The sequence below is a fragment of the Pseudoflavonifractor sp. 60 genome, assembly GCF_009911645.1.
Lineage (GTDB): Bacteria > Bacillota > Clostridia > Oscillospirales > Oscillospiraceae > Lawsonibacter.
Map to the genome: position 1 here is coordinate 1 of NZ_QWKI01000004.1, position 25,376 is coordinate 25,376.

The 25,376-nt window shown below is 58.8% G+C and carries 24 protein-coding genes, 2 tRNA genes and 1 pseudogene; 4 read left to right on the top strand and 23 right to left on the bottom strand.

The annotated features are described in order from the left end of the window. Both D1646_RS00800 and D1646_RS00805 read right to left on the bottom strand, forming a co-directional pair. Positions 1 to 213, bottom strand: a pseudogene (locus tag D1646_RS00800) (flagellin); the annotation flags it as partial. 177 nt (positions 214 to 390) lie between these two features. Then, on the bottom strand, positions 391 to 771 hold the full coding sequence (locus D1646_RS00805) for a carbon storage regulator (RefSeq protein WP_160634600.1): 381 nt from the start codon (positions 769 to 771) through the stop codon (positions 391 to 393). 387 nt (positions 772 to 1,158) lie between these two features. On the opposite strand from D1646_RS00805, the gene D1646_RS00810 reads away from it, so the two are divergent. Further along, positions 1,159 to 1,800: a recombinase family protein gene (locus D1646_RS00810; protein ID WP_160634601.1), complete on the top strand. Its 642-nt coding sequence runs from the start codon at positions 1,159 to 1,161 to the stop codon at positions 1,798 to 1,800. Between the two features lie 60 nt (positions 1,801 to 1,860). Here the strand turns inward: D1646_RS00810 and D1646_RS00815 are convergent, their stop codons facing one another. From D1646_RS00815 to D1646_RS00910, 21 genes are all read right to left on the bottom strand, one after another. Continuing rightward, positions 1,861 to 2,331 carry a hypothetical protein gene (locus D1646_RS00815; protein ID WP_160634602.1) on the bottom strand — a complete coding sequence of 157 codons (471 nt, stop codon included), beginning with the start codon at positions 2,329 to 2,331 and terminating at the stop codon, positions 1,861 to 1,863. Continuing rightward, complete coding sequence (locus D1646_RS00820; protein WP_160634603.1) at positions 2,325 to 7,133, bottom strand: DUF6531 domain-containing protein; 4,809 nt, start codon at positions 7,131 to 7,133, stop codon at positions 2,325 to 2,327. Before D1646_RS00820 ends, D1646_RS00815 begins: the two co-directional genes overlap by 7 nt. Before the next feature lie 125 nt (positions 7,134 to 7,258). Further along, positions 7,259 to 7,972 (bottom strand): PP2C family serine/threonine-protein phosphatase, encoded by a 714-nt coding sequence (locus tag D1646_RS00825; protein WP_160634604.1) that lies wholly within the window; start codon positions 7,970 to 7,972, stop codon positions 7,259 to 7,261. Continuing rightward, on the bottom strand, positions 7,969 to 9,441 hold the full coding sequence (locus D1646_RS00830; protein WP_160634605.1) for an FHA domain-containing protein: 1,473 nt from the start codon (positions 9,439 to 9,441) through the stop codon (positions 7,969 to 7,971). Before D1646_RS00830 ends, D1646_RS00825 begins: the two co-directional genes overlap by 4 nt. Next, a complete protein-coding gene (locus D1646_RS00835) occupies positions 9,428 to 9,736 on the bottom strand; it encodes a hypothetical protein (protein ID WP_160634606.1) in 309 nt (102 codons plus the stop codon). Before D1646_RS00835 ends, D1646_RS00830 begins: the two co-directional genes overlap by 14 nt. Positions 9,737 to 9,752: 16 nt before the next feature. Next, positions 9,753 to 10,070 (bottom strand): WXG100 family type VII secretion target, encoded by a 318-nt coding sequence (locus tag D1646_RS00840; RefSeq protein ID WP_160634607.1) that lies wholly within the window; start codon positions 10,068 to 10,070, stop codon positions 9,753 to 9,755. A gap of 23 nt (positions 10,071 to 10,093) precedes the next feature. Next, on the bottom strand, positions 10,094 to 10,399 hold the full coding sequence (locus D1646_RS00845; protein WP_160634608.1) for a WXG100 family type VII secretion target: 306 nt from the start codon (positions 10,397 to 10,399) through the stop codon (positions 10,094 to 10,096). 15 nt (positions 10,400 to 10,414) lie between these two features. Further along, positions 10,415 to 10,783: a hypothetical protein gene (locus tag D1646_RS00850; protein ID WP_160634609.1), complete on the bottom strand. Its 369-nt coding sequence runs from the start codon at positions 10,781 to 10,783 to the stop codon at positions 10,415 to 10,417. A gap of 111 nt (positions 10,784 to 10,894) precedes the next feature. After that, positions 10,895 to 11,143 (bottom strand): glutamyl-tRNA amidotransferase, encoded by a 249-nt coding sequence (locus D1646_RS00855; protein WP_160634610.1) that lies wholly within the window; start codon positions 11,141 to 11,143, stop codon positions 10,895 to 10,897. Further along, the gene (locus D1646_RS00860) at positions 11,130 to 11,777 is read right to left on the bottom strand and encodes a hypothetical protein (protein WP_160634611.1); all 648 of its coding nucleotides are present in this window, start codon (positions 11,775 to 11,777) and stop codon (positions 11,130 to 11,132) included. The genes D1646_RS00855 and D1646_RS00860 overlap by 14 nt, the downstream gene beginning before the upstream one ends. Beyond that, the gene (locus D1646_RS00865) at positions 11,774 to 12,490 is read right to left on the bottom strand and encodes a LytTR family DNA-binding domain-containing protein (RefSeq protein ID WP_160634612.1); all 717 of its coding nucleotides are present in this window, start codon (positions 12,488 to 12,490) and stop codon (positions 11,774 to 11,776) included. The genes D1646_RS00860 and D1646_RS00865 overlap by 4 nt, the downstream gene beginning before the upstream one ends. Positions 12,491 to 12,505: 15 nt before the next feature. After that, positions 12,506 to 17,476 carry an FtsK/SpoIIIE domain-containing protein gene (locus D1646_RS00870; RefSeq protein ID WP_160634613.1) on the bottom strand — a complete coding sequence of 1,657 codons (4,971 nt, stop codon included), beginning with the start codon at positions 17,474 to 17,476 and terminating at the stop codon, positions 12,506 to 12,508. A 59-nt stretch (positions 17,477 to 17,535) separates the two neighbouring features. Further along, positions 17,536 to 18,093, bottom strand: a complete 558-nt coding sequence (locus D1646_RS00875) for an FHA domain-containing protein (RefSeq protein ID WP_160634614.1) — start codon at positions 18,091 to 18,093, stop codon at positions 17,536 to 17,538. 122 nt (positions 18,094 to 18,215) lie between these two features. Further along, a complete protein-coding gene (locus D1646_RS00880; RefSeq protein WP_160634615.1) occupies positions 18,216 to 18,530 on the bottom strand; it encodes a WXG100 family type VII secretion target in 315 nt (104 codons plus the stop codon). A 69-nt stretch (positions 18,531 to 18,599) separates the two neighbouring features. Continuing rightward, a complete protein-coding gene (locus D1646_RS00885) occupies positions 18,600 to 18,896 on the bottom strand; it encodes a WXG100 family type VII secretion target (protein WP_160634616.1) in 297 nt (98 codons plus the stop codon). A gap of 558 nt (positions 18,897 to 19,454) precedes the next feature. Next, positions 19,455 to 19,528 (bottom strand) — tRNA-Gly (locus tag D1646_RS00890). A gap of 90 nt (positions 19,529 to 19,618) precedes the next feature. Then, positions 19,619 to 20,239: a TatD family nuclease-associated radical SAM protein gene (locus D1646_RS00895; RefSeq protein ID WP_160634617.1), complete on the bottom strand. Its 621-nt coding sequence runs from the start codon at positions 20,237 to 20,239 to the stop codon at positions 19,619 to 19,621. Then, positions 20,236 to 21,015, bottom strand: coding sequence for a TatD family hydrolase (locus D1646_RS00900; RefSeq protein ID WP_160634618.1), 780 nt, complete (start codon positions 21,013 to 21,015; stop codon positions 20,236 to 20,238). The genes D1646_RS00895 and D1646_RS00900 overlap by 4 nt, the downstream gene beginning before the upstream one ends. 151 nt (positions 21,016 to 21,166) lie before the next feature. After that, positions 21,167 to 21,243, bottom strand: a tRNA-Pro gene (locus tag D1646_RS00905). A 169-nt stretch (positions 21,244 to 21,412) separates the two neighbouring features. Further along, positions 21,413 to 21,685: an AraC family transcriptional regulator gene (locus D1646_RS22910; RefSeq protein ID WP_347565103.1), complete on the bottom strand. Its 273-nt coding sequence runs from the start codon at positions 21,683 to 21,685 to the stop codon at positions 21,413 to 21,415. A gap of 3 nt (positions 21,686 to 21,688) precedes the next feature. Next, positions 21,689 to 22,270, bottom strand: a complete 582-nt coding sequence (locus tag D1646_RS00910; protein WP_243153970.1) for an AraC family ligand binding domain-containing protein — start codon at positions 22,268 to 22,270, stop codon at positions 21,689 to 21,691. Positions 22,271 to 22,544: 274 nt separating this feature from the next. Between D1646_RS00910 and D1646_RS00915 the strand changes: the two genes are divergently transcribed. From D1646_RS00915 to D1646_RS00925, 3 genes are read left to right on the top strand one after another with little or no spacing between them, the layout of a single operon-like run. Next, a complete protein-coding gene (locus D1646_RS00915) occupies positions 22,545 to 23,567 on the top strand; it encodes a TRAP transporter substrate-binding protein (protein WP_160634619.1) in 1,023 nt (340 codons plus the stop codon). Between the two features lie 16 nt (positions 23,568 to 23,583). Beyond that, positions 23,584 to 24,066 carry a TRAP transporter small permease gene (locus tag D1646_RS00920; protein WP_160634620.1) on the top strand — a complete coding sequence of 161 codons (483 nt, stop codon included), beginning with the start codon at positions 23,584 to 23,586 and terminating at the stop codon, positions 24,064 to 24,066. Beyond that, positions 24,067 to 25,368 (top strand): TRAP transporter large permease, encoded by a 1,302-nt coding sequence (locus D1646_RS00925; RefSeq protein ID WP_160634621.1) that lies wholly within the window; start codon positions 24,067 to 24,069, stop codon positions 25,366 to 25,368. Positions 25,369 to 25,376: the final 8 nt, after the last annotated feature.

Sequence of the window (25,376 nt, forward strand, 5' to 3'; positions counted from 1 at the left end):
GCTGGTGCCGTCCTTGACGTTCTTCTGAGCGGCCTCCAGGCCGGCGATCTGGGCGCGCATCTTCTCGGAGATAGCCAGACCGGCAGCGTCGTCACCGGCGCGGTTGATCTTGTAGCCGGAGCTCAGCTTCTCCAGGTTGCCGGCCAGGGCCTTGTTATTCAGGTTGTAGTTGCGATAGGCATTCATAGCCATAATATTGTGCTGAATCCTCATTTTAATGCTTCCTTTCAAAAAAATGTTTAGGGGTATGCGGTCGGCGTGCCAGTACTTCCTTGTTCCGGCACTGGGTTTTGCGCCGCCGCTGTTCCTGCTCCGTGGCCTTTGGAAGCGGGAACAGTTCAGACGCGGTACTATATTTCATCCGGCTTGCAAGACCGGTTGAAATCTAATTCAGGGAGCCGCCAAGTCGTCCTCCCACACGGCGGGGATAATTCGGTTCAGCTGGTCCCGCAGCAGCTTTGCCTCCTGGCTGAACTGGCTCTGGTCCAGCTGATCCAAGGTCCGCTTCATAATCCGGACGGCCCGTTCCCGGTCGTCGTTCCAGCGGAAAACCTGGTCCCGGCTGCTCTTGGCCTTCTTCTTCGGCGGAGGCGCTAAGCACGCCGGACGCTGGCCGCCGTTTTTCTCCAGCACTGCCCCGCGCACAATGGGAAACTCGCGGGGCGCGTCCACCGCCAACTCCGCCCGTCCCCCGGCTACCCGGGTGAGCTGAATCACGATGTCGTCCCGGACGGTCAGATACTCGTCAGGGAGCAGGGTCAATTTCAGCATGTCGTTCTCCTTACTTCGTTCCGGCGCGCTCCTTCGCGCCCTTTTTCCTCCACTGCAAAAAAAGTATAGTTTTTTTGCATCACTTCCATTGCTGGGTACATTTACTTATTCGGCTGGAATTTGAAAAAGTTTAGCCCTTTTTTCAAATTTTTTCTGAAATCCGCTTTTCGCCGCAGAATTGCAAATATCCTATAGATTCTTTGCAGATAAAATCCATTTATATGTGCAAAACTACCTATCGAACTTGAGTTCAACAGGTAGTTTTTTATTTTTATGGAGCGGTTCCCTTCGCCAATGTCATGCGAAATATCGCCGCCGATGTACACGGAAGATTTTTTTCGATAAAATAGACTGATATTCTTTCTATTTTTTGAGGAGGACACAGGGATGTCAGGAAACACATACGGATATGTCCGCGTATCCACCAGAGGACAGCGGGAGGACCGGCAGCTGGCTGCCATGCGAAATTTCGGTGTGCCGGAGGAGCACATTGTGATTGAAAAGCAGTCCGGAAAGGATTTCGCCCGCCCCGCCTACCTCCAGCTTGTTGCAACCCTGAAAAATGGCGACGTGCTGGTGGTCAAGAGCATTGACCGGCTGGGCCGCAACTACAAGGAAATTCTGGAACAGTGGTCCGGCCTGACCAAGGACCGGGGCATTGCAATTGTGGTGCTGGATATGCCCCTGCTGGATACCCGGGAGGGCCGCGACCTCACCGGTACGCTGATTGCTGACATTGTGCTCCAGCTGCTCAGCTACGTTGCCCAGACCGAACGGGACTTTATCCACCAGCGCCAGGCTGAGGGCATTGCAGCGGCCAAGGAGCGGGGCGTGCAGTTTGGCCGGGAGCGTATTCCTATGCCTGAGCGGTTCGGAGCGCTGGCGGAGGAATGGTGGTATGGCCGTATCTCCGCCGTGCAGGCCGGGAAGGAGCTGGGGGTGTCCCGCACCACCTTCCGCACCCGGGCCGTGGAGTGGTGCCGCGCCAAAGGTCTGGAAGCGCCCACCCGGCGGAGGGCCGCCTCCTAGAACGCAGAAACATACGGCGGGTACGCCATCCAGACGTACCCGCCGCATATTTTGCCGTGTTCAGCCGAAGTAGTACAGGAAAAGAGCTTCCCCCTCGCCCTGGGTCAGGTAGAGCTCCACCGCCCGGGTCTTTGCACCGTCCCGGCCGCTGAGAAAGCAGTTCCAGGCGCTGACCAGCGGCTCACTCGCCAGCTTTTTGGCAATCTCGTGGCCCATGTAGCCGGGGATCTCCTCCTCCGTCAGCTCCAGCGGCTCCCCGCAGACCTGGTTCAGGGTCTCCTCTAGCTTTCTCTGGTCGGATACTGGAAAGCGGAGATAGGCGTAGGGCTCGTCGGTGATCTCTCCCTCGCCGGCGCCCAAATACTCCGACAGGTCAACCCCAAGGTCTTCACGCATATATTCCATAAAATCCATGTTTTCCTCCGTTGTCTGAGACTGAGCACTCCCTGCAATCCCACAGGCGGTCATGCTCCCCAGAAGGGCCAGGGCCAGCAGGCAGCTTATGAGCTTCCGCGGGAGAGTCATCAGCACATCGTCCCCCTTCTCCGGCGTAGCTCGTCGGTCATCTCGGTAACGTACATCTTCTTATCGTTCACCACGTGGGTCTGGACCTGCCCGTTTTCATAGGTGTACTCCACCCAGCCCAGGTTGTCACGATCCCCATTCCGCAGGTACCTGTTAAAGGTGTCGTCCGCCCGGGAATCATAATCCGTGCGCCCGCTGGGGGTCGAGTATACCGTACCATCGCTGGCTAACACCTGTCCGCCGTTGACCCGCTGGGCAAACTGGGCCGCTGGGTTGGTGTTCTGGTAGTCCATGTGGCCGGCGTTGCAGCCGTAGAGGACCAGCTCCTTCACGTCCTGGCTGTTCAGATTCTGAATATCCTGGGCCCGCATGGAGCTGCTCCCGTTGCCAAAGCCCAGAGAGCTGGGGCTGGCGTGAGAGTCGATGACCACCGTATCAATGTCCACCGGCTGGCCGTCTACCGTACCCATACCGTTCCATCCGTTGGTCAGGTCCTGCTTGTTGTTCATGGGAATCATGTGGACCTTGGAGATGTCGTAGCCGTACTTCTGTGCCAGAGCCTTCCGGTCAGCCATGGCCTCCCCCTTCCACTCGGGCAGATAGAAGATGTAGCAGTCGGTGCCCTGGGGGTCAATGAAGGTGACCGGATTGTTCCGGCAGTAGGCATACAGGTTCACCGATTCGGGAATCTCCGGGAAGATATACCGCTCCTTGTCCTTGGCCAGGAATCGGCCCAGCTGAGGGGAGTAGAATCGGGCTTGGGCGAAGTAGGAGGCCGACTCGGCGTCGTATTGCAGGCCGGAGAAGCCGAACTCGGGACAGCTGCCGGTGGTGCTCTTGCCGAACTCGTCGTAATCAAAGTGCTCCACCACCTTGCCTGTGCCGTCCGCCGCAGCGCGGACACTGCCCAGCTCGTCGGTAAAGAACCAGCGCACCTCTCCCCCGCTCAGCTCGGCGGTCAGGGCCTCGTCCCAGAGCAGATGCCGGGTCTCCTCCTGAGATTCGATGGACAGAACATTGCCGGTGGGCCGGCTGAAGTCGTTGACAAACAGCACCTTCTTGCCGTCCACCACCTTGCCCAAGCGATGACCCATGCCGTCCCAGAAGTACTCCGCCGCAGTGCCGTCGAAGTCCTCCACCTTGACCAGGCGGTTCTCCGGACTGTACACGAAGGTCCGGGTCTGACCACCCTGCGTCTCGGTGACCAGGTTGCCCCGCTCGTCGTAGGTGTAGGTAAACACCTGATTGCCGCACACCTTCTCGGTTACCTGGTTGAGAACATTGTAGCGGAACTGAGTGGCAACGCCGTCCTCTGTCATCTCGGTTCGGTTGCCAAACTGGTCGTACTGGTAGCTCCTGCGCAGGACCCCGTTCTCGGTGACGGAAACCAGCCGGTTCAGGGCGTCGTAGCTGTACACCGTGACCCGCCGCTCCCCGCCGCGGCGGGTCTCCGCCTTCTCGGAGATGCTGCCCAAATCGTCGTACTGGTAGTCGCAGGACCAGCACTCACCCTCCCCGTCGGTGCGCACGACCCGCTTCACCTGGCCTGCGGGGGTGTAGGTGTAGGACTCGGACAGGCCGCCTGTCATCTCCTTCTTCGCCAGCCGGCCATCGCTGTCGTAGGAGTAGGTGATCCGGCTGCCCTCCACGCTGACGGCGGCCAGGCGCATGTGGGCGTCGTACTCGTAGAGGTAGGTCTTGCCGTTGGCGGTGACCTCCTTCTTCACTCCCGCCCCCTCCAGAACATAGTCCACCTCATGGCCGAAGCTGTCCCGGGTGTGGGTCAGCTGGCCCGCAGCGTCGTACTGGAAGGAGCTGGTCCCCCACTGGTCCTCCATCCCGGTCATCCGCTTCATCTTATCGTAGGTATAGCGGGCCAGACTGGCGCCGTCCCACTCCACCTCGGCCATCAGGCCGCCCGGATGGTAACGGTAGCGCAGCTCACTCCCCGACAGATCAGTGTGGCTGACCATTCTGCCATAGGCGTCGTAGGTAAAGGTCTCCGCCGCGCCCACGGCGTTTCGGATCTCGGTCACACTGCCGGCGGCGTTCCGCTTCCAGGTGGTCAGGCGGCAGTCCACGTTCTCCGGCTTCTGGTACTGCTCCGGGGCGCTGAGGATCTCCTGGGCCCGCTCGTCGGGGAAGGCCCCCTTCAGCACAGCGCTGAGCCGTCCAGCCTGGTCGTAGCCGTAGTGGGTCACCTGGCCCATCTCATCAATGACCTTCTCCAGGGAGCCGGCAGCGGAGTAGGAATAGCACACCACCCGGCCCTGGTTGTCCTCTGTGCGGATTACATTGCCGGCAGCATCGTACTCCAGCCCCTTTTCCCGGCCCTCGCTGTCGGCAATCCGGACCCGGCGGCTGAGCCTGTCGTAGGTGTAGAACTCGGTGTAGCCGCTCTGAAGGGCTCGCTTGACCAGATTGCCCAGGGCATCGTAGGTAAAGTCAATATACTTGCCGTCTGCGTAGGTGACCCGGCTGAGCCGGCCATCCGGTCCGTAAGTATAGCCGGTCCGCACACCACTCTCATCCGTGCGGCCAGTCATCCGCCCGGCGGGGGAGTACTCATAGGATACCTCCCGGCCCAGGGCGTCTCGCTCGGTGACACAGCGCCCAACCACGTCATACACAAAGGTGACGGCACTGCCGTCCGCGTAGGTCCGCCTGGTAACCCGACCCAGAGCGTCCCGCTCCACGGTGATCTCGCCGCCGTTCCAGTCGGTAATCCCAATCAGACGGCCTGCGGCGTCGTAGCGGTACAGCTTGCTCTCCTCGCCCCGCCGCTCCGCAGTGACCCGGCCATAGCTGTCGTACTCGAAGAGACGGGGGGCCATACCGGTCTGTTCCTCTCGCTCCAACAGGTTCATGGCGTTGTAGGAGCGGGTTATGACGCTGCCGTTGGGCAGAGTGATCTCCACCGGATTGGACATATTGTCGTAGGTAAAGGTGGTGACGCCCCCCAACTTGTTGGTATAGGTGGCAATCATATCCATCTCGTTGAAAGTCCACCGCTCAGTCAGGCCGTCAAAGTCCTGAATGGCAGACACCTTGCCTGTGGGGGAATAGGTGATCCACCGCTCCTGGCCGGCGGGGTCCCGGATAAGCAGGAGCCGGTCCAGGCCGTCGTACTCAAACTCAGACACATTGCCCTTCTGGTCGGTCAGGCGGACCAGCCGCCCCGCTCTGTCATACTCGTGGCGCACCGTGTTCCCCAGGCTGTCCGTGATGGCGATGACACGGCCCTCCTCGTCGTAGGCAAAGACCGTCTTCAGCCCGTCCGGGTCCACCGCCTCCACTACTCTGCCGTCCTGATACACGGTGGTCTGGCGGCTGCCCGCCGCGTCCACAATCTCGGTCATATTGCTGTTCTCATCGTAGGCCATCCGGGTCTCGCCGCCATCGGGGGCGGATACGAAGGTGAGCAGGCCCCGGGCGTCGTACTGGTATCTGGTCACCTGCCCCAGGGGGTCTGTAAGGGAGATCACATTGCCGCTCTCGTCAAACTCCCGTTTCCAAATGCTGCCGTTCAGGTCGGTATAGGTAATGCGCTCGTTCTTGTCGTTGTAGGTATAGGACTCCTCGCCCACGGCAAAGCGGGTGCAGGTGTGGCGCAGGCGCTGGTCGTGGTAGTACACTGCCTGACTGCCGTTGCGGTCGGTGAAGACCACATGGTCATCCCGGTACTCGTAGCGCATTTCGGTCCCGTCGGGGAAGCGCTGGTGGACAACCCGGCCCTCTTCATCGAAGGTGTTCTCCAGGATGCGAACCCCCGCCGCGTTGATGATGGCGCTCAGGCGGCTGTTCCCGTCGTACTCGTACTGCTCCGAGGTGCCGTCGGCGGAGGAGGCGCTCTGGAGCAGGACGCCGTCGTACTGGAAGGACACCTCTCGGTCCATGCTGTCGGTCAGCCGGGCCAGCAGGCCTTCCTCGTTGTAGGACAGCTGAATCCACCGTTCCTCCGAGGCCGCCGCCCGCACCATGCGGTCCTCCTCATAGGTAAAGGACAGCCCGTGGCCCGCCCGGTCCTGAATCCGGGTGATACGGCCCTGGGTGCTGAAAAAGCTCTTCTTCCCTTCCCGGGTCGTATAGCAGTAGCCATCCTCCATCTGCTCCAAGGTGTCGTAGCCCCCGAAGATGTGGACAAAGGCGCCGCTCTCGTCCCGGTCAAACCGCTCCTGCCGTCCATTGCCCCAGCACACCGTCACCTCGTCCCCCTCAATCTTCAGGGCACAGTCCAGGCTGTGGCTCCAGCCCACACCCAGAGGGCCGGACTGGACAAACTGGGAGTTGTAGTGCCGGACAAAGCTCAGCTCCATATCTCCCCGCAGGGTCAGCTCCCAGATGTCGTTGACATAGTTGCCGGTACACATATTCACCGGCTCGCCGGCGTACTCGCTGCTGTTGTTATTGCTGCCGCCTGGCACGATGCCCAAGGCGCGGAGGATGTCCTGAATTTTCTGGCGCAGATTCTCCAGGAATTGGGTAATCGTGCTTTTGCCCGACTCTTTGGTGACATTGGAGGGGTCCGCATGGATAAGTCCGGTATTCCGGTTCTCCGCCTGGTTGTACCGGATCACCGCCTGTTCCAGACCCCGGCGCAGGGCCGAGGTACTGTTGGACTCCTTGGCAATCTGAGCCGCCGCCTCATTCAGGCGGGCCATAATTCGCTGCTGACAGGAAATTTTAAAGCGCAGCGCTCCCTTGATACTGCTGACCTCACTGGACATGGATGTAAGCTTTTTTGCCAGGTCGGCCTCTGCGCTGATCGCCTGATTGGCCCGCTTGGGGTCAATGCTTATCTTTGCCATACCATCTTCCTCCCTCATAGCTTGCCGCTGTCTGGTGTTGAGCCAATGATACCCTAACATCACAGCCCTGTGGAGCTGAGAGGACGAAATGCCTGTATTCCACGACGAACGGCATATTCCCCCGCTCACGCCCCACTGACCCGAACATAGATCAGAGAATAGTTGTCTCCCGCGCCGTTTTGCTCAATTTCCCGGGAAAAGTCCTGGATCAGCTGCTCCGGCTGGGGCCAGCCCAGCAGCAGACGCCGGCTCAGCCGGTTGGCGTCCAGATAACGGTAGACCCCATCGCTGCACAGAAAGAACCGGTCCCCCTTTTGCAGCGTGTCGGTCCTCACGCTGAACTCCGGCTGCTCCCGGATGCCCACCGCGCCCATCAGCTTGCCCCGGTCGGCCTGTCTCTGTGCTCCGGCGGAATTTCCCACCGTGTCGTCCACCGTGACCTGCTGGAAGGACAACCGCCGGGCCAGATAGATCCTGCTGTCGCCGGCGGACAGATACAGGCAGTTTTTTCCCATCAGGAGGAGCAGCACCAGGGTTGAGCCCGCCTGGAGGGGGCCGAAGCGGTCCACCACCTCCCGGTTGACCCGGAGCAGGACCCCTTTCAGCTCCCCGATGGCGTCGGGAAAGCTCATACCGGGGTCCTGTAAAAAGCGGTCCTGCCACCACTGGCTATAGCGCTCCCGCAGCATGGCGCTGACCAGCTCGCCGTGTTCCCTGCCGCCAATGCCGTCGGCCACCAGGAACAGCCCGCCCCGTTCGTCGGTCCGGAGCAGGATAGCATCCTCGTTATTCCGGCGTACCTGGCCAATGTGAGACGCCCCCGCACACAGCAGCTTCATCGAATTTCCACCACAAGCTCAATCCGGCCCAGCTTCAGCACACTGCCGCTGGAGATCTCCGCCATATCTCCCACCTGCATTCCATCCACATAGGTCCCGTTTCGGGAGCCCAGATCCCGCACCTTAAAGATACTGCCCGAGATGAACACCTCACAGTGGGTTCCGGACACCGACTTATCGTAGTTCAGCACAATCTGGTTGCCCGGACCCCGGCCAATGGATACCCGCTCCCGGAGGGGGGCCTCAAAGTGGCGGTTGGCGTCGGCCCGGTCGGTAAGGCACAGGGTCAGCCGCCGGTCATTGCCAATCAAAATCGCGGTGTCGCCGCCCCCTGGGCTGTCGCCGCTGTCCACCTCGGTCTCGCCGCTGCCGGCGTCGGGGATGGGGTCCCGCACCGTCTCAATGCGCTCCTGGTCCTTTTTGCGGCTCATCAGGAAGAAAATCCCTCCTCCCACCACCACCGCCGCTAAAACTGCCGCCAGCACAATGGTGAGGATGGGCATTTCCGCTTCCGGCTCTTCCACCGGCGGAGGCGTGGGAACGGGCGGGTCCTCCTCCGGCGGCTGGGTCACGTCTCCAAAGGGCATGATGGCCTGGATCTCCGCCACCGCCCCATCCCCGAAGGTAATTTGAATCCCCTTCACCGTACCGTCCCGCAGGGGCTCCGGAACGGTTACCTCCACACACACCGGAAGCTCACTGCCGCCCATGGTCTGAGAGACGCTGAGGGTATCGCTAAGCTCCCCTATGGTCCAGCTCAGGGCGTTGGTCTGCCGGGAGAGGGCGTACATGGCCTTCAGGCGCTGGTCGCTGTCCGCCTTGTTGTTCTTGGAACCCAGGGCGTAGATGGGGATGGGCTGCTCTTTCAGCCGCTGGGTCAGCTCCTCCCGGGTCAGCCCGCCGGGGTTGTTGTCCACACCGTCGGAGATTACCACGATCCGCACAAAGGCGCTGTCCTCCCGGGCCTTTTCCTGGTCCAGCACCTCGGCCAGCACATCGGTGAGATAGGTCTCCTGATTCACGTTCTCGATCTGGTCGATTTTGCCCTTCAAGTCGGCATAGTCCTGGCTCTCCTCCAGCAGGATGTTCAGCTTGTCGCTGAAGGTACACAGATTGAACCGCTCGTTGGACGCCCGGCCCGCCACCAGGTCGGTGAGCAATTGTTTGGCCGTGACCCGGTCGGCGTCGTTGATGGACAGGGAGTTATCCATCAGCAGCCAGGTGACCACGGGAAGGCTGCCGTCCTCCCCGGTCACGCTGACACTGACCCCGGACTGGGTCCCGATCCGGGCCTGGGCAGTCTGGTCCTCCCCACTGTGCTTCACATACAGCAACACGGAGTCCTGGGTCACCTGCTGCTCCAGCACCACCGCAGAAGAGGCCGCATAGGCAGCAATTGTAACTGCGGCCAGCAAAAAAGCCGCAGTTACAATTCGAATGCTGTTTCTTTTGATGTTATGTCCGCTCATTTGCAATCCTCCAAGCCTCCAGCTCCGCGTCCAGGACCCGCTGGGCAATGGTCCGGATTGCAGCGGCGATATTGGTGAGATTTCCGGCGGTGATGCGGATGTCGCCCCCCACCTTCTGACCCTTCTTGATGTACTGGGGTGCGCTGTCGCTCTTCCAGGCGCTGTTTACGGTGTTCAGGATACTCTCCATGTTATCATCGGAGGCATTCCGCAGCCGGCGGGCGATATCGTCTAATTTTTTGGCCTGCTCGATGGCCTTGTTATAGTTGAAATAGATTTCAGACAAGCTGCTCATCCTGTCTCAGCCTCCCTTATACGATCTGGTTTGTCTGGAGCTTCGCGTTGGTCTCCGTGGCGCTCTTTTCCGCCTCGCTGTAGATGCCCGCCATCTCCAGCAGGTCCACAGGGTGCTCGCTCAGGCGGCGGATCAAAAACTGGATGTCATTCTCATAAGAGGCAAAGCTCTCCCGGTCCCGGGTCCCCGCCTCCCCCAGCCAGTAGCCCTTGGTCTTGGCGGCAATGCTCTCGACCCGGTCAAACCGCTTCTGGATATCCTTGATGATGGTGCTGAATTCGGTGGACTTCCGGCGCAGCTCCTCCGGGGTAACCCGCAATACAATATCAGCCATACTTCCTCCTTCTATAACCCGCTCTACACCTTGATAGAGCTGACGATCTGAGACACTGTGTTTTCACACTTGTCATATTCCTCCCGGGCCTGTCCGGTCTTGGTGGTCAGGCTCTGCATCGCCTTTACCAGGTCCCGCAGACGGCTCAGGTCGTCCCGGACAGCGGCGGAAAAGGCCTGTTTGGCGTAGCCGTCCCACATACTCTCCAGCTGGCCCAGCACACCCTCCAGCTTGTCTGCGTCGCTCTTGATTCCCAGGAGCTCCGAAGCAATCTCCGACACATCGGACCGCAGCGTACTGGTGTTGACCTCAATGATTTGTCCTGCCATAACAACTCCCCCTACTTATTGATACAAGATTGTTTGGACCGTCTGATTCAGTCCGTACCCGCTGCCAAAGATGATAATCTCTTCCTTCCCCCTGTGGGCAGGGGGCTGTTCCTCAATGCAAGCGATATTCTTTTGCTCGGTCCGGCGGTACACCTGAACGATCTCCCGCAGGGAACAGGACAGCTTGACGCAGTTGGCGGTGGTCCGTGTCAGTGCGTCCTCCTGCTTTTGCAGCGCATACCTGCACTCCTCCAGCTGGGAGTGGCGGCGCAGCTGACGGCGCACCTCCTCCACCTCCTCCCGCGCCTGCCGCAGCATACGGGAGAGCTCCAGCATCTCCAGACCGGCCTGGTCCGCTTTGTCAGGAATGACTTCGATCTTCATACGTTCTCTCCTTTTGCCTGCCCCAAGCATACCACACAGGGCCGCCGCCCGCCGCCTCAGGCGACGAACTGCGCCTTTCTTTGGACAAACGGCAGGGACACCCGGTTTCCCCTAGACCAGGACCAGCTCGCCTCCGCCGCACACGCCGTAGTCATTCAGGCACTTCTCCTTGTCGCACATGGCCCCGCTGTCCACGGAGCACAGCACCATCTTCTCAATCTCGCCCCCAAAGGGCACACACTCCTTTTGAATAATCAGCTCCACCAGCTCCTCGATCAGGTCGCCCACCTTGGCCCTTTCCTCCACCGAGAAGTTATACACCTTTTCCAGTGCCGGCACGTTCACATTAACAACGATCATAGCGTTCCTTTCCAAAGCAGTCTGTCAGCATCTGCGACAGCGCCTCTTGTGTGTAATTGACATCCTGGCCATTCCGGCTGATCCCTCGCTGGACCCCGTTTTGATACACCTCATAGAGCTCCATCACCGGACCGCCGTTGCGGCGCTTCTCCAGGCGCAGGAGGGTCTGCCGGTCCAGGCCGGGCAGCTCCTCCTCCAGGGCGCCCAGCTCTGACAGGTCCTCACAGGTCAGCACCGGCCGCTCCAGCAGCTCGCTGTCAAACAGCCACTGCTCCATCGAAAGCCGGTCCATCCGCCGCACCCGGTACTGCCGGGTCAGGATGGTATCGGCCAGCTCCACCAGCCAGAGGCCCTCCTCCCCTACATAGCACACCCCTCGCTCCCCCTCCGGACTGGAGAGGCACACCGCCCAAGGTGCGCTCCGGATATCTGCAAAGAGCACTCCCGTTCCTTCCAGAGCAAAGCCCTCCCCCTGCCTGCGGAGCATCCCCCGCTGAAACAGGGCCGCAAAGGCCAGGGTCAGCGCTTCCCTCTCCGGCCGCACCCCGTCGCTGAGGAGGGAGCACTCCCCTCCCCCTGCCAGCTCCAGCAGGAGCATAAACTCCGCCTGCGTGAAATACAGAACTTCGCTCATTGCCACGCCCCCTTAAACAGCGGCTTATAGCTGCGGGAGACGGGCACGCCAATCTGGTCGCTGAGCTCAATGTAGTTCTCGCCAAACCGTATCCGCACGATTTTACTGGTATTGACGATGTAGCTCCGGTGACAGCGCTGGAAGGAGTCGGGAAGCTGCTTCTCCAGGGCCTCGATGGTGTCGTAGAAAGCGTACTCCTGGTTTTTGATCCGCACAAAGAGCTTTTTGTCCCGGGCCTCGAAGTAGTAGATGCGGGAGAAGGGGATAAACACCTTCTCCTCCCGGGTGTCCACCACAAAACAGGACTCGGTCTTTCCCTGCTGGAAGCGCTCGAAGAAGCTGTCCATAAACTCAGCGTTGGCCCCCTCCAGCTGCCCCGCCGTGACGGGCCGCAGCAGCAGAGAGTCGGGGGCAACTCCGGGCCGCAGATACTCCAGGGGAGAGACGGTGGGGTCCGCAATGAGCATGACCAGGGTGTTTCCATAGCGGCGGCGGAAGAAGCGCAGCTCGTCCACCGGCTGACCCTTCCGAAACTCGTAATACAGCAGGTCCACCTGCTTCTCCTCCTCCGCCGCTGCCGTCAGGGCTCCCTCCTTCGCTGTACCCTCCAGCTGGAGCAGCTCCTCGCTGTTTTTAGCCACCTGATTTTTGCAGTCCCGGGCAATCAGCGTCCGCTCCTGCTCGTCGCGGTCGCAGACAAGAACCCCGATCATATCTATCCCCCTCTATCAACTCATGGGCACCACGATTTTTACCTGGCGCTCCTCTCGATTTTCGCTGGGCACCATACCCACGCCGCACTTCATGGAGCGCTCCTGGTCCTGATAACCCACATTCTCGAAGGGGAAGAGCTTCTGCTCGCTGAAGCGACCGCCGAAGCGGACGCCGGAGCGATAGCCCCGCATACTGTCGAAGCAGGTGTAGCCCATCAGGTCGGTCTCCTCACGGTCGCTCACCTCGCCATAGAGGAAGATGTTGTAGCCCATGCCCCGCTCGCAAAGGGTCTCGAACAGGTCTCTGGCGTTGAAGACAGGGGACTCCGGGTCGTGGAGCTGTCCGATAAGGGTGGACATATTGCCGATAAAAATGTTGATCCGGGAGTTGGCCTGGGCAGCTGTAAACATCTCCTCCTGGGACGCTTTCCGGTCCAGGCAGGCCTTCTTGATGCCGGCCCGCTGAACCAGCTCCCCGTGGATCCGGGACAGGAAATTATACACCTCTTGGGCCTCGGTGCAGCGGGTCAGGGCGTGCTCCTGGGCGATTTGGGCAAAGCGGCTGTCCCCCATCTCCAGAATTACCACCTCGTCCCCCCGGTCCAGGCTGTTGAGCATAAGGTTTTCCATGAACACCGACTTGCCGCTCTTTTTGGTGCCGGTAATCAGGAACACATAGTTCTCCACCAGATTGAGGGAGTAGATATCCGCAAACTCGAAATCGTAGCCCGCCGGCATGAGTTCCGGACGCTCCAGCAGCTGCCGGTACTCCGGCAGAGAGGTGAAGTCCTCTCTGGTGGGGTTGTCCGGGATGGCGGGAATGGCTCTGGCTCTGGGGCCGGTATAGGCGGCGTTCATGGCAGCCACCGCTTTCTTCAGCAGCTCGGTGCGCTCCGGCCCGTCCTCCGCCCGAGTCGCCAGCGCGGTCTGGAACTCCAAAATACGCTCGCCGCAGTACATCAGGCCCCGGCCCTTCACCTTGGTCTCGGGCAGCACCGGAGGCCGGACCACCCGCAGCACATCCGCATAGGCGAAGGAGTCCTGCATCTCCAGGGCGACGCCGGTGCGGAAGGTCTCCGCCAGCCGGCCGGGCAGCTCCTGCATCCCAATGCCTCCGGCGGACACCAGCAGGTAGACGCCGTAGCTGTTGCCCTCCTTGGCAATACGCATCATGTTGGCCTCGTAGGTCTCGCCGGTCTTGTCGTGGAAGCTGCCGTAGTTGTCAATGACGATCAGGATGGCGGGGACGGTCCAGCCGTTGTAGTTCACATAGTCCTCGTAGCTGGTGCCGGCAAACAGGGTCTTCCGCTCGTCCAGAATGCGGGTCATCATGGTAAAGAACTTGCTGAAGCCGTCGCCGTCCAGGTCGTTCTCGTCCAGATATCCACCCACGTGCTTCAAATCAGAGAAGACGGACATCATTTTGGCGCTGAAGTCCAGACAGTAGACATTCAGCAGGTCGGGGGTATAGCTGGACGTCAGGGAGTAAATCACCGTCTGGAGCAGGGTCGACTTGCCGGTGGACACCGTACCGATGACCATATGGTGGCCGCCGTTGGCAAAGTCCAGGGATACGGGCAGCTGCGCCTGGTTGGCCGGGTCGTCCGCCATGCCGATAACCGCGCTGAGCTGGAAGCGGCGGGGACGCTCCTTCCAACCCTTTCCGTCAAAGGCGGAGCGGGAGAAGGGCTCCAGAGAGTCCAGATACAGGCAGGTGGGCAGTACGGGCAGCCACAGCTTTCTGATCTTCTCAATGCCCATCTCCTCCGCCACGCCCCGCAGGTAGTCCACCGTCACCTCCAGCTGGGTCTTGGACTTCACCTCGGGCAGGCGCTTGCCCTCCCGGGTCGCCTTGCGGATGAGCTGGAGCACCAGCTGGCCGTCGTCCTGAATATCTGCCAGCTCCCGGTACAGGGCGCAGAAGTCCCCGATGCGGGTGTTGTTGAACTGGTTGTCCTCAAAATCAGGCTGGAGCTTCCACAGCGCCTGATAGAAGCTGTCCTTGAACTCCCCGTGCTCCTCAAAGCTGAAACTGGGGTCGGAGACCGACAGGCCGGTCTCCCGCTGGGCGGTCCGGAGGACATCCACCAGCTGGTGGACCCACCGCCGCTTCAGCTCCTCCTTGCGCTTGACCTTGGCGTGGTTGCCCGCCAGGTCCACCTTGCCGGTGGCGCTGAGCATCTGGGCAATCAGCAGACTGCCGCCTCCCAGCTCCTCGTCATAGGAGGCGCCCGACCAGCCGCTCTGGAACAGCTCAAAAATCTCATCGTTGCCCACCTGGAGGTAGCACCGGCCCGCCTGAGTCAGATAGGCCGCCTCGGTACGGTGGAGCATATCCATGGAGTCCTGCCGGTCCTGGACCCGCAGACACAGGCGGAACTTACTGTTGGCCCAGATGTTCTCATCCACCGTGCCCGAGGGGCGCTGGGTCGACAAAATCAGATGGACCCCCAGGCTTCGTCCCACCTGGGCCACGCTGATGAGTTCCTTCATAAACTCCGGCTCTTCCCGCTTCAGCTCGGCAAACTCGTCGATGATGATAAATAGATGGGGCACCGGTTCCACAGCGTCGCCGCTCTTGTACAGGGCGGTGTAGCCGTTAATGTTGTTGACCCCGTACTCGGTAAAAATCCGCTGCCGGCGGCGGTTCTCCGACTGGATGGACACCATGGCCCGCTTGACCTGATTGCCCGACAGGTTGGAGATGGAGCCGATCATGTGGGGCAGGCCGTCAAAGAGGTTGGCCATACCGCCGCCTTTGTAGTCGATGATAAAGAAGCCGATATCCTCAGGGCTGAAATTCACCGCCAGGGAGAGGATGTAGGTCTGGAGGGTCTCCGACTTGCCGGAGCCCGTGGTGCCCGCCACCAGGCCGTGGGGGCCGTGGTAGCGCTCGTGGATATCCAGATAGCAGGGGGCGTTGCCGCTGCGGAAGCCCACTAGCGCCTTCATGGTCTGGATGCTGTTGGCCTTCTTCCACCGCTCGGCAGCGTTCAGCGCCTCAGGGCGGTCGATGCCGAACATATCAAAGAAGGTGAGGGTATTGGGAATCTCGCCCTCCTGCTCCGACTCGATGACCTCAATGCGGCCCAGGGTCTTGGAAAGCTTCTTCAGGCCCTCGTCGGTGACAGTGTCAAACTTGAGCTGGGTCCCGTCTTCCCTGCCGCCCCTCATGCTGAACAGGCCCTGATACTCGCTGTCGCACTCCACCACGCACTCGCACTCGTTGGGCAGGTCCTCCGGCCTGTCCGCCAGCAGCACAGTGGACAGGCCCAGATTCTCATTGCGGGCGAAGACATAGCGGGCCACCGCCTCGCTGTCCAGCAGTCTGGGCTCGGTCACAAAGAGGACGAAGTGGGGCTTCCAGCTGCGCTCCTTCTCCTCCTCGCTGCGGTTGCGCAGCACCTGGGTCAGGGCGTGGAACACGTCCCCTGCCTCCGACTTGCTGGTGGCGATATAGCGGATCTTCTTGTCACTGGACCACACATGGGGCAGCCACATGGCAAAGTCCCAGGCCTCCCGGTCGATGTCCTTGCTTCCGTCGTAGATCACGGCAATCTTCACGTCGGTATAGCAGTTGGCGGTGGCCAGCTGAGCCATCATTGCTTTGGCCACGCTGATGGCCGCTTTCCGGTTCTCGCCGCCGGCAATGCCCACCAGCCGGTTTTGCATCAGGTCCACCGTCACCGGCACCTGCCGCAGGGTCTTGAAGTTGTCCAAAATCACCTGGGGTTTATCCGCCAGGGAGTCGTTTATCAGGGAAAAACGCTCCCTGGGCACGGAAATAGGCGCCTGAAATGGCACCTCGCCAATCCCCAGACGCACACTGAGGTAGTCCTCGTGGGAGCTGTTCCGGTTCCACAGCAGCGGGGAGTGCTCATCCAGGGCGCAGCAGTCCCCGGCGCTGAGATACCGCTTGTTCAGCACCGCCGCGTTCTCGTTGTGGGCCTTCTCGATCTTGTCCCGCATTCGGATCAGGTACTCGCTGTACCGCTCAAACCGGCGGTTCTCCTCCTGCTTCTTCATCTTAGCGGCGTAGCGCACATTAATCAGCGCCCAAACCGCACCAATCAACGCAGACGCCAGGGCGGTAATCATGCCCATGTACATCATCGCTCCGGACCCTGCCCCGCTGCTGCGGCTGGCAAAGACGGAGACGGCGGTGCCCAGCATCATGGGGATGGACATGGTGAGGGCGGGGCCGATGGTCATGGCCAGAGGGGCCTCCCGGCTGTCGGGGGGCTGAGGAGGCCCTTCAATCTCAAAGGGATCTGTGTACAGCTTCTCCAGCTCGCGGGGAGAGCGGCGGAAGAGGATCTTGTGGCTGCTCTCCTCCTCCCGAACCGGACCCGCCAGCGCCTGGATACGCTCCGCCCCCAGCGGGGAGAGGGAGACGCTCAGGTGGTCACATTCATCCACGGCGATCATATTGCCCAGATAAATGATATTCAGCCGCATGACGCGAATGCTGTCGCCGTAGTTCAGCACCGTACTGCCGTACACCCGCTTGAAATTCAAATAGGTCCCGTTGGTAGACTTGTCGCACAGCTTTGCGGTCCCGTTCTCCAACACAATGGAGCAGTGCTCCCCGGAGACAAAATCATTCTCGTATTGGAGCATATTTCCCGGCTTCCGGCCAATGGTGACCTCCCGCAGGCCGGACAGCTCATATTTCTTGTAAACCGAGAAGGGATTGCTCTGCTCAAAGCTGATGACGGTGATCCGGCTGCCCTGTTGGGTGGCCGCCTCAAAGCGGAAACCGTCGCGGATGGTCACCGCACTGTCCCCCTCCGGTCCCTTGCCCGCCACCACTGCGGCGTTTTCCAACTCCAGCCGCCAATGCTCCTCCCGCTTCTCCAGCTTGAGCCGAATATCCTGGTCCAGAGCAAACAGCTCCTTCTGGATCAGGACCTCCAGCTCGTCCTGGCCGCGCTCAGGCAGGGTCACCTCCCGGAAGCCCTTCTGGCTGTAAATTGATAGTACCATACCCATCTTTATGCACACACCCTCTGTCTTTCTGTATTGTTTTGGCCTGAACCGCGCCCCTATCCTTTAAAGCTCCGAAACTGGATCTCTGACACGCCCAGCTGGAGCCGGTCGCCGTTGTTCAGGTAGACGCCCTCTGTCCCCACCAGCACCGATTTCTTGTTTCGGATCAGCACTGTCTTGGCGTCGGACAAGCTCCGCACACAAAAGCGCTTGCCGTTCAGCAGAATCTCACAGTGCCGCTCCGCTACGCCCTCCCGGGGAAGGACCAGCTGGCAATCCTTGCCCATCCCCACCGTAACCCGCTGCTCGGCCCGGAAGACGTATTTTCGCCGGGAATAGGCGGAAAATTCTGTCAGTTCCATCATCAGGGAGGCGCTGCCTACCCCCCGCGGATTGACAGCCTTGTCGTCCCAGCTGATCTCCATGGGTCCCTGGGAACCGGGCTTCTCCTGTTTCGCACGGGGGTTGCGCAGCGCTTCCGTCAGGGCGTCATCCCGGCGCTTGTTCTGGGACATTTCCTCGAACTTCTTGTGTTCCTTCCGCCGCCTGGTCCAAAAGCGCAGTCCGGCAGCCAGAGCGGCTAGGATGGCCGCCGCCAGCACATAGTTCAGCATAGCTTACATCTGTCCTTTCTCCACAGGCCCCAGGATTGTATCTGTATACCAGCACACCCGAAGCACACAGGGCGCTTCGGGCGGCTTGACTCCAAACACTGTCTATGTATCCGGAGGCGTTTTTAGACAATCTCGTTGGTCTTCAGGGCGTTGGCGGTCTGGACGTTGGCCTTCTCCGCCTCCTGATAGGTCTTGGCCATCTCCTGCAGGTCGGTGGTGTGCTCCTGAATCATCTTGTGCAGCTTCTGCATGTCGGCCTGGAGGCCCTTCAGCTTGGTGTAGTAGCCGGTGGCGGCCTCGCCGGCCCAGGTGGAATTGAGCTGGTTGGCAATGTCCATCATGCTCTGGGTCAGGGTGTTCACCTTGGAGTCGGACTGGCCGAACTGGGTAGAGGTGGAAATCAGCTTCTCAGGGGTCACTCTCAAATTACCGGTCATATCTATATACTCTCCTTTATTATATTCAGGCTGCCGGAATTTCCGGCTGCGGACGAAGCGCCGGGGCGCTTACTTCCGGGTGGTGGCGATGTTGGTGGTCTTGTTCTCCGCTTCCTCGTACTTCTGGGCGTCCTCCCGGAGGGCCACCACGTACTTGTCGATGTTCAGAGCGAAGCGGTCCATCTTCAGCTTGTCATCGTTGAAAGCCTTGCGGAAGGCTTGCTGGGCGTCGCCCTCCCACATGCTGGCCAGCTGCTGCTCGTAGCCCACCATCTTCTCCACTTCCTGCCGGAACTGCCGGTTCAGCTGCTCCAGGGTGTCCGCCTTGTTGCGAAGCTCTCTCGGGGTTACCTTAATCTCTGCCATTGTCTTCTCCTCCTAAATTTTCGTTTTGGAAATTGTTTGTTGGGGCATCGCCTTGTTGTGATGTCATCATACCAGCATCTCGTCCGCCTGGGGAAAATTTCTGACGAATGGCCGTTTAGCCGGGATGGATGACATTTCAGCCAGGAATGTGGGGGGATTTTCTCCTGATAACGGCAGAGTTTCCCCTGCCAATATTGGTTCAATTTTACAGTGGCTGGTGTTGTTTGTCAATAGCTCTGTGTGGAAAAAGGAAAATGCCAATCACGCAGACAGCAGTTGGTGTCCAGGACCAGCGTTCTGCTGTTGGGCGGATCGTTTTCGGAATGCCACCAGTGTGGACTCCCTGAACGGACACAGTTCATACGCTTTCATACCGATGAAATATTGCGGGTACGGGTTCGCTTCGATGTGTTTCACCGGCCATTGATCGCTGCATTTCAACCGCCACCTGGATCAGCAGCCCCCAAATTTATCTTTTTGCGATTTCCATTAATAAAATGAAAAACACCGCATGAAAATGCGGTGTTTTTCGTCTGTATCTTTTTGGGCAACACAGGTTGGAGCAGGTGAAGGGAATCGAACCCTCGTGTTCAGCTTGGGAAGCTGACATTCTGCCATTGAACTACACCTGCACGCTCCTGAAAGCGTTTTTACTATACCACAAGCTGGACCAATTTGCAAGCAGAAATTTGAAGAAACAGAAAATTTTTGCCGGCGGCGGTTCAGGAATCGATAAAGCTGCGCACTCGCAGTTTGACACCCAGATTTTCGGCAATTTTCCGACAGGTTTCAATTTCCTCTGGTGTTTTATCCTTGTCTACAATGGTCATCACCACGTCCGGGACATAGGCGGCGGACTTCCGAGCAAAGTCCAGCATAGCCTGCCAGGCCGTTTCACCTTGGACGGGGTGGCACAGGGCCACATAATCCGCCGCATTGGCTGCGTTAAGGGAGATGGACAGGGTGTCAATACGCCCTTGCAGTTCAGGGCACACATCTCGATTTTGAATCAGGTTGGCGTGACCATTGGTGTTGATGCGCACTGGAGGCAGCTTATCGCCATAGCGCTCTTTCAGCTGGTCCACCAGCCACAGCAGATCGTCCAGGCGGTAGGTAGGCTCTCCATAGCCGCAGAAGACGATTTCCCGGTAGGAACACACATCCCGGCTCAAAAAGCTGTCCAGAGCCTCCTGACGGGTTGGCTCCCGCTCCAGCCACAGGGAATCTTCGGTATAAATGGAGCCCTCCGCCTTGCCCTTTCGCAGGCAGAACTCACAGGCACAGTTGCACTGATTGGTCAGATTGACATACAGCGCACCCTCGTACTCATAGGTGATGGTCATAGCGGTCTCTCCTCGATTCCAAAAAATTTCATTCCATTCTCCAGGGTGATTCGAGCTGCCTCCTCCAGGGTGATTCCCTTCACCTGAGCGATGGTCTCCGCAACCCGGTACACCTTGCGGGAGTCATTGCGCTGGCCTCGGAAGGGTTCTGGCGTGAGGTAGGGAGAATCTGTCTCAATCATCACCCGGTCCAAGGGCAGCCAGTCAATGACCTCCAGGGACCTGCGGGCATTTTTATAGGTGACGACTCCGGTAAAGGACAGCATCCAGCCCAGTTTAACCAGGGTCTTGGCATCCTCCAGGCTTCCGGAGTAGCAGTGGTACACTCCTGTCACATTGGGGTGGGCACGGACGATTTCCAGACAGTCGTGATGGGCCTCCCGGTCGTGGACAATTACGGGCAGCTTCAGTTCCTCCGCCAGCGCCAGTTGAGCGTGAAACACCTTTTGTTGGAAGTCGTGGGCGGGGTTGTCCTTCCAGTAGTAGTCCAGGCCAATCTCTCCAATGGCTCTCACTTTAGGGTGGGCGGCCAGGGCCCTCAGTTCCTCCGGCCAGCTGTCCTCCCAGGGGCCGCAGTCGGAGGGGTGGACCCCCACGGCGGCGTAAACATAGGGAAATCGCTCTGCCAGCTCCACTGCGGTGCGGGAACTGTCCAGGTCGCAGCCGGGATTCAAAATCAACTCCACTCCCTGCTCCGGCATGGAGGCCAACACCTCCAGACGGTCGGCGTTGAAAGCGCCCGAGTCGTAGTGGGCGTGGGTATCAAACAGGCGCATATGGCCCCTCCTCATCCAATTTAGTAGTTGGGTCATTTTTATATGAAGATGCGGGGCTGTCAGCCGCGCTCCCATCAACGATATACTTTTGAACTCTCAACAAAAAAGGTTATGAAAAAATCCTGAAACCTCACGATTTCAGGATTTTTTCTGGTCCGAGTGACTGGATTCGAACCAGCGGCCTCTTGAACCCCATTCAAGCGCGATACCAAACTTCGCCACACCCGGAAATACAGCCCTTCGTGACTGCAAGAGAGATAATAGCACAACCCCACCGCTTTGTCAAGGATAATATTTGATTTATTTTCATTTTTTTGGAGATGAGTTTTGGGAGGGGTTTCCAGGGGCGTCCACAGCCAGGCGGAGTCTCGTGTTGAGCTACCTCCATGTTGGATGATTAAAATCTATAATTCATAAACTCGCGGGGATTACATCCAAATTCCCGTTTAAAGGCTTTTAGATAATTAGAGTAATCGTTAAAGCCGCACTCCATGCAGGCACTTGTCACAGAGGTGCCACTTCGGAGCAAATCTCGGGAAATGGTAACCCGCTTTTTAATGATGTACTGGTAAATACTCATACCAGTAAATTGCTTAAACTGCCTGCTCAAGTAGAATTTACTGGTAAAGAACCGTTCCGCAATAGCATCAAGAGATAAATTTGCGGTAATATTTTAGTTGATATAGGCCAAAATACCATTGATTTTGTCGTTTTCCGTCACATCCTCCTGTACTGTGTCGGAAGTGTTGAAATAACATCGGCATACTTCCACCAAAAACTCAAACAAATAAGCGCAGACCAAAGTAAAGCTGCCGAAGGCCCTGCTATTTTGAGCCTGAGAGATTTGTGCGCATAGATTCCGCATACGAATCAGGCTTGACTGGTCAGGGCGAATCCGGCGGTAGTCCTTTCTGGCGGCGTCTGCGAAACAGGAGGCCAGATCATCTCCGCCGGCGCGCAGCTGTTCGAAGAAACGTTCATCCAGCCAGATCACAATGCGCTCATAGGGCTTTCCGGGAGAGATTTCCGGGCGATGAATATCCAGGCTGTTGGTCAGCAAAATATCTCCGGGGAGGAGCTTATAGGTCTTGCCCTCAATGGTGTAGCTCACGTTGCCGCCCAGGAATAAGAACACCTCATAAAAGGGGTGCTGATGAAATTCCACTTTCGGCGGAACATGGTCCAGATAGTGGTGAAATTCAAAGGCGGACTCATCCAGCATGACCTGACGGTCAGTCCAAATGTCTTTGTTCATCTTCCACAAAAACTCCTCTCTGTTTTTACACCATTATATTATAAGGCAATTTTCACCATATTTCAAGCCATAAATACCACGCGAAAAAAATGAATTCTGGCTATACTTGCATTATAGAAAACAGGAGGGCCGGCCAAATGTTTTTTGAACTGCGTTTTACAGATACAGCGATCCATCAGAAACAATCCTGGAAGGAAAATCTGGAATATACAACTTTCAGGAAAAATTAGGGCAATATTTTCAAAATCAGTTATCAAAGGAGGCCATTCAGAGGATGAAACATTTTCGGAAACTATTGGCGGCCGCACTGGGTGCAATTGTGCTGCTGCCAATCCTCTCCGGCTGCTCAGCGGGGGATAAACGCATCATCCGCATCGGTCACAACCAGGCGACAGACCATCCTACGAATATCGCACTTCTTGCCTTCGAGGAATTTATTGAGAGCAAGCTGGGCCACAAGTATGACGTGGAGGTCTACCCCAGTGAGCTGTTAGGCTCTCAGACGGACATGGTCCAGCTGACCCAGACGGGAGCCATTGATTTCTGCGTTGCCAGCAACTCCATTCTGGAGACCTTCTCCAGAAACTACACCATCTTCAACCTGCCCTATCTCTTCTCCTCCAGCGAGGCATACCACGCGGCTATGGACGACCCGGAGGTGGCGGACCCCATCTTCGAGTCCACCAAGCAGGCCGGCTTCGAGGCGGTCACCTGGATTGACGCGGGGACCCGAAACTTCTACACCGTGGATACCCCCATCAACTCCCCTGCAGACCTGAAGGGCCTGAAGATCCGGGTCCAGCAGTCCCCCACCAATGTGACCATGATGAATCTGCTGGGCGGCTCTGCGACCCCCATGGGCTTTGGCGAGGTCTACACCGCCCTCCAGTCCAAGGTCATCGACGGAGCGGAGAACAACGAACTGGCCTTGACCTCCAACGGCCATGGCGACGTGTGCAAATTCTACTCCTACGACATGCACCAGATGATCCCCGACATTTTGATTGGCAACTGCAGCTTTCTGGACGGTCTGTCCGAGGAGGAGCGCGTCATCTTCAAGGAGGGCTTCAAGCTGGTCAACACGGTGGAGCGGGAGGAGTGGAGCGAGGCCGTAGAGGCCGCCAAGGACCGGGCTGTCAACCAGCAGGGCGTCACCTTCCTGTATCCCGACGTCCAGCCCTTTCAGGATATCTGTACCCCTATGCATCAGAACCTGATTGACTCCAACCCTGATCTGGCCCCAATCTATGAGAGAATCCAGGAATTAAACGCCGAGTACGCCTCGGCGGAGCAGTGAGAGGAGGCCGCTGACCATGAAAACCCTTCGTACCGCATTGACCCGGCTGCTGAATTTGTTGGCGGGCGTCAGCTTCCTTGTTATGGTGGCGCTGACCTGCTGGCAGGTCTTTACCCGCTATATTTTGGACAATCCTTCCTCCTGGTCTGAGGAGCTGGTCTCCTACATGTTCGCGTGGATGAGTCTGCTGGGCGCCTCCATTGTTATCTCCGAGCGGGGCCACATGAACATCCCTATCCTGGTGGACATGACCAAGCCCGGCGTCCAGAAGCTGCTCCACTGCCTGGGCGAGACCATCGCCTTCCTGTTCTCCTTGGTCATCCTGGTCTTCGGCGGCGTGCAGATTGCCAACCTGGCGATGGGACAGATGACCTCCTCTCTGGGGGTTTCCATTGGGATCTTCTATGTGGTCCTTCCGCTGTGCGGTGTGCTCAATATGCTCTTCACCGCACTGAATATCATTGAAATCCTCTCCAATCGAGAAAAGGAGGCGGTATAAATGGCGATTTCTTCTCTGTTTTTGATTTTGGCGATTCTGCTGGTCCTGCTGGCCCTGGGGGTACCCATCGCCTACTCCATCGGCATCGCCGCGCTGGCGACCATCCTCCCCACCATGCCTCTGGACGTGTCCGTGGTCACCGCGGCTCAGCGCACCTTCGTGGGGATGAGCAGCTTCAGCCTGACCGCTATCCCCTTCTTCATCCTGGCCGGCAATCTGATGAATCAGGGCGGCATTGCCAAGCGGCTGGTGGACTTTGTAATGGCGCTGCTGGGCAAGCTGCCCGGCGCGTTGCTGGTCACCAACGCCGGGGCCAACGCCCTCTTTGGGGCCATCTCCGGTTCCGCCTCCGCCGCGGCCGCCGCAGTGGGCAGCATGGTCCGCCAGGGCGAGGAGGAGCAGGGCTACGACCCCGCCCTGTGTGCCGCCACCAACGGCGCCTCCGCCCCCTCCGGCCTGCTGATCCCCCCGTCCAACGCCCTGATTACCTACTCTCTGGCCTCCGGCGGCACCTCGGTGGCGGCCCTCTTCCTGGCCGGTTATGTACCTGGTCTCCTGTGGGCTCTTTGCTGTATTGTGGTGGGCGTCATTCTGGCCATGCGCAAGGGCTATAAGGGGACCCCCGGCAAATATGACTGGAAGAATCTGTGGGTCTCAACCCTTTATGCACTCCCCGCCCTGTCCCTCATTGTGGTGGTCATCGGCGGCATTGTGGGCGGCATCTTCACCGCCACCGAGGGTTCCGCCATCGCCGTGATCTACGCGCTGCTTCTGGGCGTCCTCTACCGCAATATCACCCTGAAATCCCTGTGGACCATCGTGGTGGACAGCGCCAAAATGAGCGGCATGGTGGTATTCCTCATTGGCGTATCCAACATTCTGGGCTGGGTCATGTCCTTCCTCCAGATCCCCCAGGCTGTCTCCGCCGCGCTGCTGGGGCTGACGGACAATCCCATCATCATTCTGCTCATTATGAATGTGATCCTCCTGATCTCCGGCACCTTCATGGACGTGACCCCCGCCATTCTCATCTTTACCCCGCTGTTCCTGCCCATCGTCCGGACCTTCGGCATGAGCCCCGTCCACTTCGGTCTGATTTTGGTCTACAACCTGTGCATCGGCAACATCACCCCGCCTGTGGGCAACACCCTGTTCGTGGCCATCAAGGTAGGCAAGACGACGCTGGCCAAAACCATCCCCTATATGCTCTGGTACTATGTCGCCATCCTCATCGGGCTGATGCTGGTTACCTATGCGCCCTTCCTCAGTTTGGGACTGCCCACCATGGCTGGGCTGGTATAAAAGAAAGG